Genomic DNA, 17,857 nt, shown 5'->3' on the forward strand with positions numbered 1-17,857 from the left:
GGTTCACTTTAATGAACCTTCCTCTTTATTTTTATTCTCTTTTTGAAGAGTATCCCAGGAATCTAAAATTTCTGCTGTAACAAGAGCGGCACTATTCTTTTCTGAATTACCACCAGGAATAACAACAGAAATGGCGATTTGTGGATCTTTGGCAGGAGCATATGCAATGAAAAGAGAATGATTTATCACTCTTTCTTGCTCATTCGGTGAACCTGTTATACCCGTTTTACCTGCGACATCAAAGGGCAAGTTTTTAATCTCCTCTATATTGTGACTCATCCCACCTTGCACGACACTCCAAAATTTCATCGGATATCGATTAGAACTTTCTAAGATTGGTTTAAACTTTTTTGAATCATTACCGTCATGATCAATAATGGCACTTACGATTTGAGGTTTATATTTATCACCTTTACTTGCAAAAGTTGCTGCATATTGGGCAAGCTGAAGAGGAGTGTGCACTTCATTTCCTCCCCAAGAAGCATTTAATAAAGCGGAGATTCCATTTTCAAACTTATTAGATGGATGAAATTCATATTTTCCGTCTTCTTCAAAGGGTAAATCGATCCCAGTTTTAGAACGAAGGCCGAATTGCATTAAATAATCTGTCCATATATTTGCTACTTTTTCTATATTCCCATTATTTTGGTTGAATAAGGGTAGCGCTACTTTTGCTGTCATAAATGTGTTAGATGAATTAATGATAGCCTGACTCGGTGTGATCTCACCTGTTGGCGTTCCAGGTGCATTCGTAATGTTATTTTGATTATCATACTGAAAAGTACCTTTATCTAAATAAGTATCTTCAGGTTGAAAAAGCTTTTCGTTTAATCCAATTAAAATAATAAGGGGCTTTATAGTAGAGGCCATATTTACATAAGATTCACCATACTTTAATTTTTGAATTGCTTTATTTTGCGACAATGATTTGATGTTTTCTTTTTTAGATGATACATGTGTATGTAATGTATTTGGATCAAAAACTGCTGAGTTGGCCATAGTTAAAATTGCACCAGTTTTTACATCGGTCACTACAGCATAACCAGCATTAGCATCAGGTATTTTCTTAAGTTGAGATCTTAATGCTTCCTCTGTTTTTTGCTGCAGCTTAGAATCTAAAGCTAGCCGGACATCTTTTCCTTTTTGTACTTTTTGAATGTTCCATAAGAACTTTTTATTATTCATTTTAAAAATCAGAGTTTTTTCTGGTTTTCCTTTTAAATCATTTTCATATTGAAGCTCAATCCCACTTTTACCAACAGGTACATACTTAGAATTAAGGTCATTTTCTACATAACCAATTACTTGTGAAGCAATTTCGTGCTTTGGATAATATCGAATCCATTCATCTTTGATTATTACATTATTGGGTTTGTTCTTGTTTATGAATGTAAGTTCACTCTCATTTATGTCAGAGTATAACGGTATATCATTCATAGTCTGCTTTTTACAAGATTGTTGTAATTGTGATTTCATGTCCTCTGCAGAAATGTCATGTTGAAACTCGCTTGAAAATTGATTGAAAAAAGCTAATGTGTTTGATGTATCTTGATTCGATAGTTTTTCATCATTAGAAGTGCAATATAGAGATTTAACTTTCTTATTTGTAGCTAGTATTACACCATTTTGATCAAAAATTTTTCCTCTTTCAGCTGAAGAAGTTGCGATAGTAATTGAAATGAAGTTGATTTTTAATAAAATTAGTAAAATCAAACCTACAAAAGAAAGAATCGCAAAAAATCTCCATCTTTTTATTTTTTTATGTAACATAAAACCCTCCCTTTTTTAGCTTATTTCATCTTATAGTTAATTATTTTTTTTGTAAATGTGGAACAACTTTATTGTTTAGGTTGTCTATTAAGTATTACAGCAGTCAGAAAGGAACAATCAGTATGAAAAATTAATAGTAAGTCTACGTGTAAGTTTAATATGAGTCATTATACAGTTTAGCATTTCTAATGCAAGCGACAAAAAAATAACAGGAAGGGAGATTTATTAATTACCCGGCTAAACCAAAAGGAATGGATGCTTACAAGGATTTAGCAAAAAAGTTGAGACGATATTTATAACCGGCCAGCGGTATCTAATATATAGGGAACGCTTTTTGTATTTACTAAGTATTAGAAGCAATTCTCAGAAGAATTATATGGAGGATTTATGATAAAACAAAAAGGAAATAAGCAGAAAACATATATATCTATTCGATTAAATATAATGTTCCTTTGCATCTTTCTGCTATTCTCGGCTATTATTATGCAGCTAGGAAAGGTACAAATTGTTGAAGGAGAGGCTTATAAGAACCAAGTGGAAAACAGTCAAAATGAAAAAACTAGTATTCCGGTTCCACGTGGACAAATTCTAGATCGAGAAGGAAAAATGGTTGTTAATAATCAATCTCTTCGTACGATTACGTATACAAGGGTGAAGGGGATAACGAGTAAAGACATTTTAAAAACAGCAAAAGACTTGGCAATAGTACTTGAAATGCCTGAGCAAGATATAAATAAATTAACTGATATCGATAAAAAAGATTTCTGGATGCAATTGAATACAAAACGTGCGGAATCAAAGATTACTAAAAAAGACATAGGAAAGTTTAAAGAAAAGGGAATAGAGGGAAAAGAGCTAGACAAAAAGATTGAAGATTTAAGACGAAGTCGTGTGACAGAAGTGGAATTGGCAGAATTAACAGCACAAGACTTAAAGGTGTTAGCTATTAAAAGTAAAATGAGTTCAGGTTATCAACTGACACCACAAATTATTAAAAAAGATGTAACAGATCAAGAGTATGCGCGCATAAGTGAAAACCTTGCGGAGTTTCCAGGAGTAGATGCAACAGTTGATTGGGAACGGAATTATGTAAATGGTAATTTATTTCGTTCCGTGTTAGGTAATATTACAAGTAGTGAAGAAGGATTACCGAAAGAAAACTTAGATTCTTATTTGGTACGTGGATATAACCGTAATGATCGTGTAGGAAAAAGTTATATTGAACAACGATATGAAGATGTGTTACACGGCACAAAAGAAGAAGTGAAAAACATTACTGATAAATCAGGAAACATTGTTAGCGCAGAAATAATCTCTAAAGGAAAAAGTGGTAATAGTTTAACATTAACGATTGATATGGAATTACAAAAAAAAGTGGAAGAAAGTATTGAGAAAAATTTGAGAGCTTTTAAGAGTTCAGAGCCACTGTTGGACCGAGCTTTTGTCGTCATGACGAATCCAAATAATGGGCAGATTTTATCTATGGCAGGCAAAAAGATTGTAGAAAAAGAAGGGAAAATAGAGATTGAGGATTTGGCATTAGGTAACATGACAACTTCGTATGAGCTAGGGTCAGCTGTAAAAGGTGCTACTTTATTAACTGGATATGAGACAGGGGCAATACATCCAGGAGATCAATTTTATGATGCACCGATGAAATTTAAAGGTACACAAGCTAAGAAATCGTGGAACGTATCTGGTTTTGGTAATATTAACGATTTAAGAGCTTTACAAGTTTCTTCGAATGTATACATGTTCCAGACAGCTTTAAAAATTGCGGGAGTTAATTACGTACCAAATGGTTCGTTGGATATTAAACAAGAAGCATTTGATACGATGCGCTATTATTTTAAGCAATTTGGTTTAGGCGTCCCAACAGGTATTGATTTACCGAATGAAATAATTGGACAAACGAGAAAAGTAGATAGTCAACCTGGTTTTTTATTAGATTTTTCTATCGGTCAGTATGATACGTATACGCCATTGCAATTGGCACAATATATTTCAACGATTGCAAATGGTGGATATCGTATGCAGCCCCAAATTGTACAAGAAATACGAGAACAATCAATAAAAGAAGAAGAGGTTGGCAAAGTTATACGCTCTATAGAGCCTGTCGTATTAAATCGAGTTGATATGAAGAAAGAACATATTGATCGGATAAAAGAAGGCTTTAGATGGGTATTCCAAGAAGGTGATGGAACTGGAGTGAAGTATTTCAAAAATGCTCCATATAAACCAGCAGGAAAGACAGGGACAGCTCAAACTGTATATGGTGGAGATGATCCTATTGGTAGAAATGCAAAAGGAGAACGTATGGAATGTTATAACTTAACATTAGTTGGATATGCTCCATATGATAATCCAGAAGTAGCATTTTCTGTAGTAGTCCCATGGCTTCATGATGATAAAAATGGAATTAATTCTATAATTGGAAAGGAAGTTTTAGATGCATACTTTGATTTAAAACAGCAACGTATACATGGTGAAGCTGCTAGTACAGTTAGTTCGAATCAAAATTAGAACAATATGTGCACTTTTCTCAGGGAAAGAGCCCCTGTTTATATAAAAACCTTAATAAGTTAAATAAAAAGGAAGATTTAAGATAAGAGATAGCAGCTAACATAGTTGCTATCTCTTATTTTTGTTAATATCTTGGCTACTAGTTAAAAAGGTTTTAAATTTATGGAACAAACTTGTTTCCTAGTTGGTCTATTATGTGTACGTATAAAAACAGGTGTTCAAATTGGATACAGTGTATTGAAAATTTGAAAGGAATGATGATTTTGAAAAACAAGAGGATGCAAATAATAGGGATCTGTGCTGGCATATTAGGCTTAGGTCTTACAAGCTTAGGAACTTTTACAGGAGGGGCATTGCAAGTTGAAGCGAAAGAAAAGACAGGACCAGTTAAACATAATAATCATGCGACGTATAAAGAATTCTCTCAACTTGAGAAAAAATTTGATGCTCGATTAGGTGTGTATGCTATTGATACTGGTACAAATCGAACAATTTCTTATCGACCTAACGAAAGATTTGCCTATGCATCAACCTATAAGGCCTTAGCGGCAGGGGTATTGCTACAGCAAAACTCAATTGATAAATTAAATGAAGTCATCAACTATACGAAAGATGATTTAGTTGAATATTCACCCGTTACAGAGAAACATGTAGATAGTGGAATGACATTAGGAGAAATTGTTGAGGCCGCTGTTCGTTCCAGTGATAATACTGCAGGGAATATTTTATTAAATAAAATAGGCGGCCCTAAGGGATATGAAAAGGCACTTAGACAGATGAGTGATCGGGTTACTATGGCTGATCGCTTTGAGGCAGAGTTAAACGAAGCTATTCCAGGAGACATCCGTGACACTAGTACAGCAAAAGCAATTGCTACAAATCTCAAGGCTTTTACGGTCGGAAATGCGCTTCCAGCTCATAAACGTAACATTCTTACAGAGTGGATGAAAGGCAATGCCACAGGAGACAAACTTATTCGTGCAGGCGTACCAACTGACTGGGTAGTTGGAGATAAATCAGGAGCTGGAAGTTATGGGACAAGAAATGATATTGCTATCGTTTGGCCGCCGAATAAAGCACCTATTATCATCGCAATTTTATCCAGTAAAGATGAAAAAGAGGACACCTATGATAACCAACTAATTGCAGAGGCAGCTAAAGTTGTAATCAATGCTCTTAGGTAATAAACTCTCAGTTTTCTCATTTCTTTACCTAATTTTATACAAAGTCTTATGCGGGGGAAAAGTGGGGAAGACTAGAGGGGAACAAATAGTATGAAATTATTTAAGAATAATAAATAATAAAACGGACAAATTCAAGAAAGTATGAATTCGTCCGTTTTATTTACTACTTATAATGAGGATTATCTAAACCAAATGTGAATATGGTATACAACTTAATTAAGGCATACGCAATTGGTAAATTTTATTTTAATTGTTTTTCGTTAGACTAGATAGTTCAACAGATTTTTGAGTACAACGCTTCATAGCTGAAATGATGGCTGTTCTTAAACCTTTTTCTTCTAATGTTGCTACAGCTTCTATAGTCGTTCCACCTGGAGAACAAACCATATCTTTCAATGCACCCGGATGTATTCCTGTCTCTAGTACCATTTTTGCAGAACCTAATACAGCCTGGGCTGCGAATTTATATGCTTGATCCCTTGGCATTCCTTCCAATACAGCAGCATCTGCCATGGCTTCTATAAACATATATACATAGGCTGGCGACGAACCACTTACAGAAGTTACAACATCCATTAATTTTTCATTTACTATCTCTGTTTGACCAAAACTATTAAAAATGTTTAATATATCTTCTAAATCTTTTTCTGTAACCAGTTCATTAGGGCATAATGCAGACATTCCTTCGCCAACAAGAGCTGGTGTATTAGGCATTACTCTTACAATCTTTAACTTTCTACCAAAAGCATCCTCAGTACTCATAATGCTTTTTCCAGCAGCGATAGTTACGATTATTACATCGCCATTTATTTGGTCTTTTATTTCGTTAATTACTGATAAGTATAAGTCTGGCTTAATTGACAAAATTAAAATATCAGCATTTTTAGCTACTGCATTGTTTTTAGAAGTTATAGTTACGCCATATTTTTCGCTAGCATTTTTTAAATTAGTAACGTTTACGTCTGAACAAATTATTTTTTCTGCAGACACTATATTTTCGTTTATCATTCCGCCAATCATAGCCATCCCCATATTTCCGCATCCGATGAATCCAATTTGTTTGTCCATAATAACTCTATCTGGCTCCTTTTATAATCAATTTTATCGGTTTTAAAATATTATTCTGAAAAAGTTAAATAATATCCCATACAATATAAAGAAATATTTTAAGAGAGTGTAGTCCTTTTTGCAATACTAAAAATAAAGATAATAATTTTATTTGAAACTATATAAGTACATGCAGTATAATTTAATGTTTTGTATTGTCTACACTTGATAACATCAAAAATCATGTTTGATAATAGCAAAACATTCTATTATTCGCATAAGGAATTAGGAGAAGTTTTAGGATTTGTAACATAACTAGCTCTATGTGTTGCAGGCTAAAAAGCTGTAAGTTGATTAATAATCGATAAGGTATAGTTAAATCCACATTTTTAAGAAATGGTGATGTTCATAATTTTATACTAAAAACTTGTCGCTCTAATAATTTTTCAAAATATCTCTTGACACAAAAACAAACAATATCGCATAATATAAAAAAATTAGATCGAAAATCGTTGAAGGGAATTAGTACATATGTCTTCTTACGAAAGAGAGTGGAATTCACCGGCTGAAAGATTCCTCGTATAGAATGTATCGAACCTATCCCTGAGTCTTAAATGAAAGTTTAGGCGTACGCCTGCGTTATAGGCGCCAAGTGGATATCTATGTATATCAATTAAGGTGGTACCGCGGAACAATGACCGTTTCGTCCTTTTTATTTTATTAAGGGCGAAGCGGTCATTTTTATTTTGCTCTTTAATAGGCTAGGTGCGGCATTGGTGAGAATAGAAATCGCTGCAAGCTGTATGAATAGAAGTGTAATTTATAAAAAACTTTGATTTTAGACTTGGGGGATACAAAAGTGAAAAAACAACGAATTGTTGTAAAGATTGGGAGTAGCTCTCTAGCAGATAGTCATGGAGGCATTTCTAAAGAACAACTTTTAGATCATGTTGCCGCATTGGCTCGATTGAAAGAGGAAGGGCATGAAGTTTTGTTAATTACATCTGGGGCCGTCGCTGCAGGTTTTTCTGCTCTAGGGTACCCTAACAGGCCAGTAACAATTAAAGGTAAACAGGCTGCTGCGGCTGTCGGGCAAAGTTTGTTAATGCAGGCATACACGGAGGAATTCCGTAAATATGATATCGTTACCGCGCAACTTTTACTAACAAGAAGTGATTTTTCAAGAAAAGAACAATACAGTAATGCTTATGCCACTTTAGGGGAGCTACTAAACCGTTCCGCTCTTCCTATAATTAATGAAAATGATTCTATTTCTTTAGAGGAGTTGACGTTTGGTGATAACGATATGCTGTCTGCTTTAGTAAGCGGACTTGTTTCGGCGGATATGCTCATGATTTTTACAGATGTGAACGGTTTATATGACCAGAATCCCCAGAATAATGCAAATGCGAAAAAATATTATTTCCTCCCTGAGGTTACGGAAGAAATCGCTTCTCTTGCTGGTGATGCTGGATCAAAACTGGGAACTGGCGGTATGAAATCGAAAATCGATGCTGCAAAAACAGCACTTTCTCTTGGTGTGAGTGTATTTATCGGAGCAGGTCGTGGACATGAGAAGTTTTTAGATGTTTTGAAGGGGAAAGGTGATGGAACGTATATCGGTAATGCTCCTCCAAAAGCGATTAAGATGAATAAGCAGTGGATTGCGTTACATTCACTTGTTAGCGGACAAATCGAAGTGGATGCTGGAGCTGCTGCTGCTATCATTCAGCATGGAAAGAGTCTTCTTCCTGCTGGTGTTACTAGTGTGTCCGGGTTCTTCCAAGCAGGAGAAGTTGTGGAGGTCGTAACGCAACAAGGGCGTGTAATAGGGAAAGGTCAATGCAGATATAGTGCAGAGGAAATAAAAGATCTAAAAGGTATGCAGAGCCAAGACATTCAAGTTCGAGGTGAAAGGCATAGCTATGAAGTCATCCATAGAGATAATTGGGTTTCATTTTAAGAATAGAGTAGACTCATCTGAATCTTAAAGAAGGAGGAAATGAAAATGAATGAAGTGTTGGCAAAGGGACAAATAGCGAAGAAGATCGCTAGAGAACTTGTACTAAAATCTACAGATCAAAAAAACGAAGCACTTATCGCGATTGCTGATCAATTGATATTAGAAACCGCATATATTTTAGAGGAGAACAAACGAGATATTGAGGAAGGGAAGGAAAAAGGATTGTCTGCTTCTCTCCTTGATCGCCTTATGCTGAATGAGCAACGTATTATTGATATGACAGAAGGTATTAAGCAACTGATTGATTTGCGTGATCCTGTTGGAGAATGTGTAAGTGCATGGGAACTGGAAAATGGTTTATCTATTCAGGAGATGCGCGTGCCACTAGGTGTTGTCGGGATGATTTACGAGGCGCGCCCAAACGTGACAGTGGATGCGGCCACGATTTGCTTAAAAACAGGAAATGCAGTGATCTTACGTGGTAGTTCTTCCGCTACGTATTCTAACAAAGCCATCGTGGCTGTTATTCACCGAGCGCTTAAACAAACGAGTTTGCCTTCAGAATGCGTACAACTTATAGAAGATACGTCACGTGATAGTGCAAAGCAACTGTTTACACTAAACGAATACTTGGATGTTCTTATCCCAAGAGGTGGTAAACAGTTAATCGATACTGTAGTGAGAGAAGCATCTGTTCCGGTATTGGAAACTGGTGCAGGGAATTGTCACATTTTTATTGATGAAACTGCAGATAAACAAATGGCATTTGATATTATCATAAACGCCAAAACGCAGCGTCCATCTGTATGTAATGCAATTGAAACGATTATACTTCATGAAAATTGGGGGCACCGATTTGGTAACGAACTGTTTTCTTCGTTAAAGGAAAGAGGAGTAGAACTACGTGGAGATAATAAAGTATTAGCAATTGATGCTTCTATTGTACCCGCTATAGAAGCAGACTGGGGGACAGAATTTTTATCTCTCACGCTAGCAGTCAAAATAGTTTCCTCTGCTGAAGAAGCGATTAATCATATCAATACTTATGGATCCATGCATTCTGAAGCGATTATTACAGAGAGTGAAGAAAACGTTAGCAAGTTTTTCACATCCGTCGATGCTGCGGCACTCTACCATAATGCTTCGACACGCTTTACTGATGGTTTTGAATTCGGCTTCGGCGCAGAAATCGGCATCAGTACGCAAAAGCTACACGTAAGGGGACCAATGGGGCTTCCTGCATTGACTTCCACAAAATATATGATTCGTGGGAATGGACAGATTCGGAGATAATAAATATAAGGGAAGAGAAAAAAGCTAAATGCCTACTAAACTAACAAGACAGGTTGAGACTTTATTAAAATGCGTATGCTGAAGATTTTTAAATTGATAACATTAAAATAGAAAGAGGACTGGAATACGGTCCTTTTTGTTTTTTATCGAAGCATCATGCTCGTGAAAATTTTTTAATAAAAGGGCATGTCTATAAGTTGAAATGACCGATTCTTTTTCTATTAGGGTTACATTAGCGTTAATATCGAAAGTAAGTACAAATATATAACAGGAAGACATACGAAGCCATTCAAGGTTCCAATGTTATGGTGATCCGGACTCGATTTTTGTGTTATCGTTATGGAAAGCAGATTAATACAAGTTAAGGAAATAAAGTAGTAAGGAAATAGTTATGGATTTTGGTGCTGAAAATAATTAGAGAAATAATTCTATATGTTAAATTAGTGAAAACCTTTTAGGAGAAACTATGAAAAAAAATATTAATAGAATCATATTTATTATTGGTACATTAGCGGGTATTAGTATATTTTTATATTTGCAGAACAATTTAATAAGTGTAAGTGAAATTAAAATAACATCTAGTAAAATCCCCTCCTCTTTTAAAGGCTTTAAAATCCTCCAGCTTTCAGACTTACATAATAAAATGTTTGGTGATAATCAAGACGTGTTAATTAAAAAAGTAAAAAGTATTCAACCGGACATTATTACTATAACGGGTGATTTAATAGATAGTAAATCGTACGATGCAGAAGGTAGTTTGCAAGTAGTACGAGAGCTTGTAAAGGAGTATCCGGTATATTTTGTGACAGGGAATCATGAAAAGTGGTCAGGGCAATATAACAGTTTAGAGACAGAATTGAAGAAGCATCATGTCACTGTTTTAAGAAATGAACATATAAACATTCAAAAAGACGGACAGGAAATATATTTGTTAGGTATAGATGATCCTGAGTTTACTAGTGGAAATCATAATGAAGGATCTATAGTGAAAAATGAGATTGCTAAAGCAAAAAATGAAGTAAATCCAGATGGATATAAGGTATTACTTTCTCATAGACCTGAATTTTTAAATGTGTATACTGAGGAAAAAATAGATTTAGTTTTATCTGGGCATGCCCATGGCGGACAAGTAAGACTACCATTTATAGGTGGGTTGGTTGCTCCTAATCAAGGTATATTACCTAAATATACAGCGGGTTTATATGAAAAACAAAATACATCAATGATAGTTAGTAGAGGATTAGGTAATAGTATCATTCCGCAAAGAATCTTTAATAGACCCGAGATTGTAGTCGTGCAGTTAAATTAATCTGTACGGCTTTTTTGTTCAGGGGAATAATTTAAAGTTAATTTTTCTTCAGTACAAGTTTTCATTACAATTTTGTTAAATTTTCTCCTCGCTACATAAAGTAACAAAATTTGACTCAATAAGTTTGTTATAGTTTAAATAATCAAAAAATTAAGAATGTCGAATTGAGATGGTCAATATTAGACGTAATTAAAATATAAAGGGGTGTACAAATGCATAAAGAATTTGAAATTGAGGAATATACGGCGATTGAGGAACAAATTCATTATTATTGTAAGTCTTTATTAGTAAGTCATCCTGAACAAATTGTAAAGTATTTAGAAAAAAGATTAGAAAAGTATGCAGAAACTTTACAGTATGCACATTTATATCCGGAAACAGTTATTTTGCCAATACAGCAAATAGTTATCGAATATTCATTAGATGTTGCTAGAATTAGAAAGTATTTAAATTTAAAAACATAAACAAAATCGAATGATTTACAATGAAACAGAGTCGACTTTCAGAAAAAGTATTCTAATGTCGACTCTGTTTCATTGTTTTAGTTATTAACAGAAAAAATATTTATTAGTAAAGTTTGACATATAATAACTCAAGAGTAAAATAAAAGTGAGTACTCACTCATTTTATAGAAAAGGGGGATTTAGAGTGCAACAACCTTCAATTATTTTACGAGATGTATCAAAAAGTTTTGGGAAAAAAGAAGTTTTGTATAACCTTTCATTGCAAGTAGAAAAGGCAGAAATTTTTGGATTGGTCGGGCCTTCCGGATCAGGGAAAACAACACTCATTAAAATGATTGCAGGTATTAATGAATCAACTACAGGAGATGTAATTGTTTTTAATACAAACATGCCTAATTTAAATGGCATGAAAAGAATTGGTTATATGGCTCAGGCTGATGCATTATACGAAGAACTATCGGCGTATGAAAATGCAGATTTTATTGCAACAATGTATGGATTAAAAGGTAAGCGTAAGAAAGAGAGAATTGTAGAAGTTTTTGAACTTGTGCAATTATCCGAGCATATGAAAAAAACAGTACAGCAATTTTCAGGTGGAATGAAAAAACGTTTATCATTGGCGATAGCACTCCTTCATGAACCAGAAATATTGATTTTAGATGAGCCAACAGTTGGCATAGATCCTCTTCTTCGAAAATCGATTTGGGAGAAGTTTTATGACCTTAAAAAGAAAGGCACAACCATTATTGTAACAACGCACATTATGGATGAAGCGGAGTTTTGTGAACGTCTAGGGTTAATTAGAGAAGGGAAATTAGTTGCGATTGGCACACCTGAGGAATTGAAAAAACAAACATCATCTGGACGAATTGAAGATGTCTTTTTATTAGAAGAGGTGGCTGAGTGATGAGAGTTAATGGTGTAATCATTCGTATTATTCGTCAATTTTTTCGAGATAAGCGTTCGTTAGCTATGATGTTTGGGGCACCAATGTTATTACTTTGGTTATTGTCTCTCGTGTTTACACAAAAAGATTATATACCACATATCGCTGTTGTGGATGTGCCGGCTCCAATAGTGAAGGCGATGAAGAATCAAGAAGCATCAATTTATGAATATGAAAAAGAAAAGGCATATTCTGAATTAGAAAAGCAAAAGGTGGATGCAGTGATCTATTTAGAGAATGGAAAAATGAATTTTCTATTAGAAGGCAGTGATTCATCAAAAAATCGTGCTGTACTGCAAGTATTGCAAAAGAGCACAGAGAAGAATGCTGTATCGATTATGAAACCTGAAGTGGAGTATTTACATGGTTCTAAAGACTTTACGATGTTTGATGGGCTTGGGCCAGTATTAATCGGTTTTTTTACATTTTTCTTTGTATTCATATTGTCAGGAGTATCCTTCGTAAGAGAACGTTTAAGTGGCACTTTAGAAAGGCTATTATCCACTCCGGTAAGAAGATGGGAAATAGTTGTAGGATATATTATTGGTTTTGGAATTTTTGCATTTATACAATCTATTATTATCGTAAGTTTTTCAGTTTATATTTTAGACCTTTATGTAGCTGGCTCTATATGGCTAACGCTACTTACTACATGTATGCTATCTTTAACTGCATTAACATTAGGGACATTTTTATCGGCATACGCAAATAATGAATTTCAAATGATTCAGTTTATACCGCTTGTAATTGTACCTCAAGTCTTCTTTTCTGGATTGTTTCCAATGGAATCCATGAATAAGTGGTTACAAATATTAGGGGAATTATTCCCACTCACATATGGTGCTGACGCAATGAGACAAATAATGATTCGGAATCAAGGGTTTACAGAAATTGCTTTAGATCTTACTGTTTTACTTCTTTTTTCACTATTATTTGCAGTAGGGAATGTATTTGCTTTAAAAAAACATCGCAAAATATAATGAAGATAAAAAGGAGCATTATAAATGAAGAAGGATTGGCTGGAAGAATTAGTTGCCGCAACGAATACTGATAAACGTAATGAACGTCAAATGCGTATATTAGAGGCAGCTGTTGATATGTTTGGAGAAAAAGGATACGCCTCAACTTCAACGAGTGAAATTGCAAAGCGTGCGGGTGTAGCGGAAGGAACAATCTTCCGCTACTATAAGACGAAAAAAGATTTATTGTTTGCAGTTGTGATGCCGACCTTAACAAAGTTCGCTGCACCATTTTTCATACAAGCTTTTGCCAAGGAAATATTTAAAACAAATTATGAATCGTATGAAGGTCTTTTAAGAGTAGTAATTCATAATAGGTTTGAATTTGCGAAAAAGCATTTTCCAATGATAAAAATACTAATTCAAGAAGTACCATTTCAGCCGGAACTAAAAAGTGAAATACAACAATTAGTAGAAACAGAACTGCTTTCACATTTTAAAAAGTTAATTGTAAAGTTTCAAGAAGAACGGGAAATTATTGAAATGCCACCATCTTCCGTATTACGTCTTACTTTATCAGCTGTACTAGGATTTCTCTTAACGAGGTTTTTATTATTGCCTGAAGAGAAATGGGATGATGAAGTGGAAATTGAAAATACGATTCAATTTATATTGTATGGACTAACGCCACGGAGGTAATGTGATGCATCAATTTGCTAAACCAACAATTGTTGTAAGTAAATGTTTAGAATTAGATGCCTGTCGCTATAATGGAGAGATTATTTAAGATATAACAATTCGAAGCTTGCAGCCATTTGTTACATTTATCCCTGTTTGTCCTGAAGTAGAGATTGGTTTAGGCGTCCCTCGTGAAACGATACGAATTGTAGAAGAAAACGGTTTGAATAAACTTGTGCAACCGTCGACACGAGAAGATTTAACTGAAAACATGGAGCAATTTTCAAATGCGTTTTTACAAACATTATTTGAAGTTGACGGTTTTATTTTGAAGAATCGTTCGCCAAGTTATGGCACTTTTTATGTAGAAATTTATTCTAGTTTTGAAAAAGGACCAGTAAAAGGAAAAGGAACTGGATAATTTGGCGGAGCAGTAATAAAAAATTTTTCACATCTTCCAATTGAAGAAGAAGGTAGATTGTCGAATTTTATTATAAGAGAGTATTTCTTTTACAATCGCGCATTACAAAATGATTAAATATACTAAAAACATGAAAGAACTTGTAGCGTTTCAATCAGATTATTAGTATATATTTATGGCATAAAATCAGGAGAAACAAAAAGAATTAGGGCGTATTATTGCAAATTTTAAAAAATGAAACGGTTGAAGTTGTATTTGACAACTATGAGAAGATTTTAAATGAATTATTTATGCGCGCGCCCTGCTATCCATCAAATGTAAATGTATGTGAGCACATTTTCGGATATTTTAAAACAACTCTAAAAAACAAGAAAAACTCATTTTTTAGAGTTGCTATAGAAGTATTTTGAAAAGAAAATCCCTCTTAGTAGTTTACTTGTAATTTTAAAAACATGGGCCATTCGATTTGATGAAAAGTATTTATGAAAACAAACATATTTCGAACCATACGCTGAAGCTTTAGTAAAAATTTCTGATTTGGGAAAAGGTAGAGATTATTAAACAATATAATACATAATTCGACAAGAAAATTCCTATGTTGTTGTAGAACAATGTAGGAATTTTTTTGTGCATTGGTACAGAATCTGTTTTAAAATTAAGTTATGACAGAATTATAGCAATTGTCTAACTAATATTCGTGTCTTTTAAGAAGTAATGTTTGTAGTAGTAACTCGCACGCTGTCGAAACTCAATATTCGATAAGGGGTGTGTAGCGTAATGGAATTTACTCTAACTCGCGAAAAACAAATGATTAAAGAAATGGTACGTGACTTTGCTGAAAAGGAAATCGCACCGAAAGCTGTATATTATGACAAAACTGCGGAATTTCCATATGAAACATTTCAAAAAATGGGCGAACTAGGATTATTAGGCATCCCATTCCCGGAAGAGTATGGAGGTTCAGGTGGCGATACTGTATCGTACGCACTAGCAGTTGAAGAAATTGGTCGTGCTTGTGGTGGTACTGGTTTAAGCTATGCTGCAACTATTTCATTAGGTGCTTCTCCAATTTATTATTTCGGTACAGAAGAACAAAAACAAAAGTATTTAGTTCCAATGGCATCAGGTAAAACATTAGGTGCTTTCGGATTAACAGAGCCGAACGCTGGATCTGATGCAGGGGGCACTCAAACAAAAGCTATTTTAGATGGCGATGAGTATGTAATTAGTGGTGAAAAGTGCTGGATTACAAACGCAGAGTATGCAAATACAATTATTGTAACCGCTATCAACGGTGTTGAGGATAATGGTAGAAAACGTATTTCTGCATTTATCGTACCGACTACAAGTGAAGGATTAACGATCTCAAGTCCTTACGATAAGATGGGTGTTCGCGCTTCTAATACTTGTGAAATCGTACTTGATGGTGTACGTGTACCGAAAGAAAATATTCTTGGTGATGTTAATAAAGGATTTAAACAATTCTTATATACACTTGATGGAGGACGTATTTCAATTGCGGCATTAGCAGTAGGTATTGCACAATCTGCATTTGAACGTGCTCTGCAATATGCGAAAGAACGTCAACAATTTGGAAAAACAATTTCTAATTTCCAAGCGATTCAATTTAAATTAGCTGATATGGCGACTGAAGTGGAATTAGCGCGTAATTTAGTACATAAAGCAGCTTGGTTAAAAGATAATGATAAACCTTTCGGTAAAGAAGCGGCTATGGCAAAACTGTTTGCATCTGAAGCAGCAAGTCGTATAGCGAATCATGCAGTACAAATTCATGGTGGATATGGCTATATGCGTGAATATGAAGTTGAACGACATATTCGTGATGCAAAACTGTTAGAAATTGGTGAAGGTACTTCTGAAATTCAACGTCTCGTAATTGCAAGACATTTAGGATGTAGATAAAAAGGAGGAATCACTATGTTTCAAAAAATATTAATTGCAAATCGCGGGGAAATCGCAGTCCGCATTATAAAAACTTGTCAAAAACTTGGCATTCGCACTGTTGCTATTTATTCTGAGGCTGATGAAAATGCCCTTCATGTAAAAATGGCAAATGAATCTTATATAGTAGGCGGCCCGCGTGTCCAAGAAAGCTATTTAAACCTTGAAAAAATTATAGAAATAGCTAAGAAGTCAAAAGCTGAAGCAATCCATCCAGGATACGGATTATTATCAGAGAATCCATCTTTTCCGATTCGCTGTAAAGAAGAAGGAATTGTATTTATCGGTCCTTCAGAAGAAATCATTACTAAGATGGGAAGTAAAATTGAATCACGTTTAGCGATGCAAGCAGCAGATGTACCAGTAGTTCCGGGTATTACTACAAATATTGAAACTGCTGAAGAGGCAATTGAAATTGCAAAACAAATTGGTTATCCATTAATGCTTAAGGCATCCGCGGGCGGCGGAGGCATTGGAATGCAATTGATGGAAACTGAGCAAACGCTCACCAAAGCATTTGAAAGTAATAAAACAAGAGCGCAAAACTTCTTTGGTAACGGAGAAATGTATTTAGAGCGATATATTGCAGATGCACATCATATTGAAATTCAGCTTTTAGCAGATTCACACGGTAATACAGTGTATTTATGGGAACGCGAATGTTCAGTACAGCGCCGAAATCAAAAAGTGATTGAAGAAGCGCCGTCCCCATTTTTAGATGAGGGTACACGAAAAGCGATGGGAGAAGTTGCTGTACAAGCTGCTAAAGCTCTTGGCTATACGAATGCTGGGACAGTTGAGTTTCTTGTAGATGATCAAAAAAACTTTTATTTCTTAGAAATGAATACGAGATTACAAGTAGAACATCCAGTTACCGAAGAAATTACTGGGTTAGACCTAGTTGAACAACAACTACTTATCGCATATGGTGAGAAGCTATCATTTACACAAGATGATGTAAAACGTAGTGGTCATGCCATCGAGGCTCGTATTTATGCAGAAGACCCGAAAACTTTCTTCCCATCACCTGGGAAGATTACAGATCTATCTTTACCGACAAATGTACGTATTGATCACTTTTTGGAGAATCAAGTAACGATTACACCGTTCTATGATCCAATGATTGCGAAAGTAATCGCTCATGGTGAAACTCGAGAAGAAGCGATATCAAAATTACAGGATGCGCTGCAAGAGTTAAAAGTAGAAGGTATTAAAACGAATACACCAATGTTACTACAAGTATTGGAAGACGATGTGTTCAAAAGTGGTATTTATACAACGGGTTTTGTAACGAAACAACTTGTTAAAAAATAAGAGTTATGAATATTAAGGGGGAAA

At 34.8% G+C, this 17,857-nt stretch carries 13 protein-coding genes, 1 pseudogene and 1 other annotated feature; of the genes and pseudogenes, 12 read left to right on the forward strand and 2 right to left on the reverse strand.

The window, feature by feature from the left end:
• Positions 1-3: 3 nt before the first annotated feature.
• The gene (locus LUS72_RS12475; RefSeq protein ID WP_264449001.1) at positions 4-1,770 is read right to left on the reverse strand and encodes a peptidoglycan D,D-transpeptidase FtsI family protein; all 1,767 of its coding nucleotides are present in this window, start codon (positions 1,768-1,770) and stop codon (positions 4-6) included.
• Between the two features lie 387 nt (positions 1,771-2,157).
• Between LUS72_RS12475 and LUS72_RS12480 the strand changes: the two genes are divergently transcribed.
• A complete protein-coding gene (locus tag LUS72_RS12480) occupies positions 2,158-4,293 on the forward strand; it encodes a peptidoglycan D,D-transpeptidase FtsI family protein (RefSeq protein WP_097829179.1) in 2,136 nt (711 codons plus the stop codon).
• A gap of 257 nt (positions 4,294-4,550) precedes the next feature.
• Positions 4,551-5,477, forward strand: coding sequence for a class A beta-lactamase Bla1 (gene bla / locus LUS72_RS12485; RefSeq protein ID WP_420720174.1), 927 nt, complete (start codon positions 4,551-4,553; stop codon positions 5,475-5,477).
• Positions 5,478-5,723: 246 nt separating this feature from the next.
• Here the strand turns inward: bla and proC are convergent, their stop codons facing one another.
• On the reverse strand, positions 5,724-6,545 hold the full coding sequence (gene proC, locus LUS72_RS12490) for a pyrroline-5-carboxylate reductase (RefSeq protein ID WP_097829181.1): 822 nt from the start codon (positions 6,543-6,545) through the stop codon (positions 5,724-5,726).
• Between the two features lie 482 nt (positions 6,546-7,027).
• Positions 7,028-7,238: a binding site (T-box leader), on the forward strand.
• Positions 7,239-7,383: 145 nt separating this feature from the next.
• Between proC and proB the strand changes: the two genes are divergently transcribed.
• The 10 genes and pseudogenes from proB to LUS72_RS12540 all read left to right on the forward strand — a co-directional run bounded on the left by proB (position 7,384) and on the right by LUS72_RS12540 (position 17,833).
• Positions 7,384-8,487 (forward strand): glutamate 5-kinase, encoded by a 1,104-nt coding sequence (gene proB, locus LUS72_RS12495; RefSeq protein WP_098361866.1) that lies wholly within the window; start codon positions 7,384-7,386, stop codon positions 8,485-8,487.
• Positions 8,488-8,532: 45 nt separating this feature from the next.
• Positions 8,533-9,780 carry a glutamate-5-semialdehyde dehydrogenase gene (locus LUS72_RS12500; protein WP_097829183.1) on the forward strand — a complete coding sequence of 416 codons (1,248 nt, stop codon included), beginning with the start codon at positions 8,533-8,535 and terminating at the stop codon, positions 9,778-9,780.
• A gap of 466 nt (positions 9,781-10,246) precedes the next feature.
• Positions 10,247-11,089: a metallophosphoesterase gene (locus tag LUS72_RS12505; RefSeq protein ID WP_097829184.1), complete on the forward strand. Its 843-nt coding sequence runs from the start codon at positions 10,247-10,249 to the stop codon at positions 11,087-11,089.
• 212 nt (positions 11,090-11,301) lie between these two features.
• The gene (locus LUS72_RS12510; protein WP_071745955.1) at positions 11,302-11,553 is read left to right on the forward strand and encodes a hypothetical protein; all 252 of its coding nucleotides are present in this window, start codon (positions 11,302-11,304) and stop codon (positions 11,551-11,553) included.
• Between the two features lie 184 nt (positions 11,554-11,737).
• On the forward strand, positions 11,738-12,460 hold the full coding sequence (locus LUS72_RS12515; RefSeq protein WP_097829185.1) for an ABC transporter ATP-binding protein: 723 nt from the start codon (positions 11,738-11,740) through the stop codon (positions 12,458-12,460).
• Positions 12,460-13,479 carry an ABC transporter permease gene (locus tag LUS72_RS12520; RefSeq protein WP_097829186.1) on the forward strand — a complete coding sequence of 340 codons (1,020 nt, stop codon included), beginning with the start codon at positions 12,460-12,462 and terminating at the stop codon, positions 13,477-13,479. Before LUS72_RS12515 ends, LUS72_RS12520 begins: the two co-directional genes overlap by 1 nt.
• 24 nt (positions 13,480-13,503) lie before the next feature.
• Positions 13,504-14,157, forward strand: coding sequence for a TetR/AcrR family transcriptional regulator (locus LUS72_RS12525; protein ID WP_097829187.1), 654 nt, complete (start codon positions 13,504-13,506; stop codon positions 14,155-14,157).
• Between the two features lie 91 nt (positions 14,158-14,248).
• A pseudogene (locus tag LUS72_RS12530) lies at positions 14,249-15,118 on the forward strand (YbgA family protein).
• Positions 15,119-15,334: 216 nt separating this feature from the next.
• On the forward strand, positions 15,335-16,480 hold the full coding sequence (locus LUS72_RS12535; RefSeq protein WP_000397266.1) for an acyl-CoA dehydrogenase: 1,146 nt from the start codon (positions 15,335-15,337) through the stop codon (positions 16,478-16,480).
• A 15-nt stretch (positions 16,481-16,495) separates the two neighbouring features.
• Complete coding sequence (locus LUS72_RS12540) at positions 16,496-17,833, forward strand: acetyl-CoA carboxylase biotin carboxylase subunit (RefSeq protein WP_097829188.1); 1,338 nt, start codon at positions 16,496-16,498, stop codon at positions 17,831-17,833.
• Positions 17,834-17,857: the final 24 nt, after the last annotated feature.

The sequence above is a fragment of the Bacillus cereus genome (assembly GCF_025917685.1).
Taxonomy (GTDB): domain Bacteria; phylum Bacillota; class Bacilli; order Bacillales; family Bacillaceae_G; genus Bacillus_A; species Bacillus_A cereus_AT.

Coding starts and splice junctions, on each gene's coding strand:
- LUS72_RS12475 (WP_264449001.1), bottom strand. CDS start 1,770: ATGTTACATAAAAAAATAAAAAGATGGAGATTTTTTGCGATTCTTTCT.
- LUS72_RS12480 (WP_097829179.1), top strand. CDS start 2,158: ATGATAAAACAAAAAGGAAATAAGCAGAAAACATATATATCTATTCGA.
- bla (WP_420720174.1), top strand. CDS start 4,551: ATGATTTTGAAAAACAAGAGGATGCAAATAATAGGGATCTGTGCTGGC.
- proC (WP_097829181.1), bottom strand. CDS start 6,545: ATGGACAAACAAATTGGATTCATCGGATGCGGAAATATGGGGATGGCT.
- LUS72_RS12500 (WP_097829183.1), top strand. CDS start 8,533: ATGAATGAAGTGTTGGCAAAGGGACAAATAGCGAAGAAGATCGCTAGA.
- LUS72_RS12505 (WP_097829184.1), top strand. CDS start 10,247: ATGAAAAAAAATATTAATAGAATCATATTTATTATTGGTACATTAGCG.
- LUS72_RS12510 (WP_071745955.1), top strand. CDS start 11,302: ATGCATAAAGAATTTGAAATTGAGGAATATACGGCGATTGAGGAACAA.
- LUS72_RS12520 (WP_097829186.1), top strand. CDS start 12,460: ATGAGAGTTAATGGTGTAATCATTCGTATTATTCGTCAATTTTTTCGA.
- LUS72_RS12525 (WP_097829187.1), top strand. CDS start 13,504: ATGAAGAAGGATTGGCTGGAAGAATTAGTTGCCGCAACGAATACTGAT.
- LUS72_RS12535 (WP_000397266.1), top strand. CDS start 15,335: ATGGAATTTACTCTAACTCGCGAAAAACAAATGATTAAAGAAATGGTA.
- LUS72_RS12540 (WP_097829188.1), top strand. CDS start 16,496: ATGTTTCAAAAAATATTAATTGCAAATCGCGGGGAAATCGCAGTCCGC.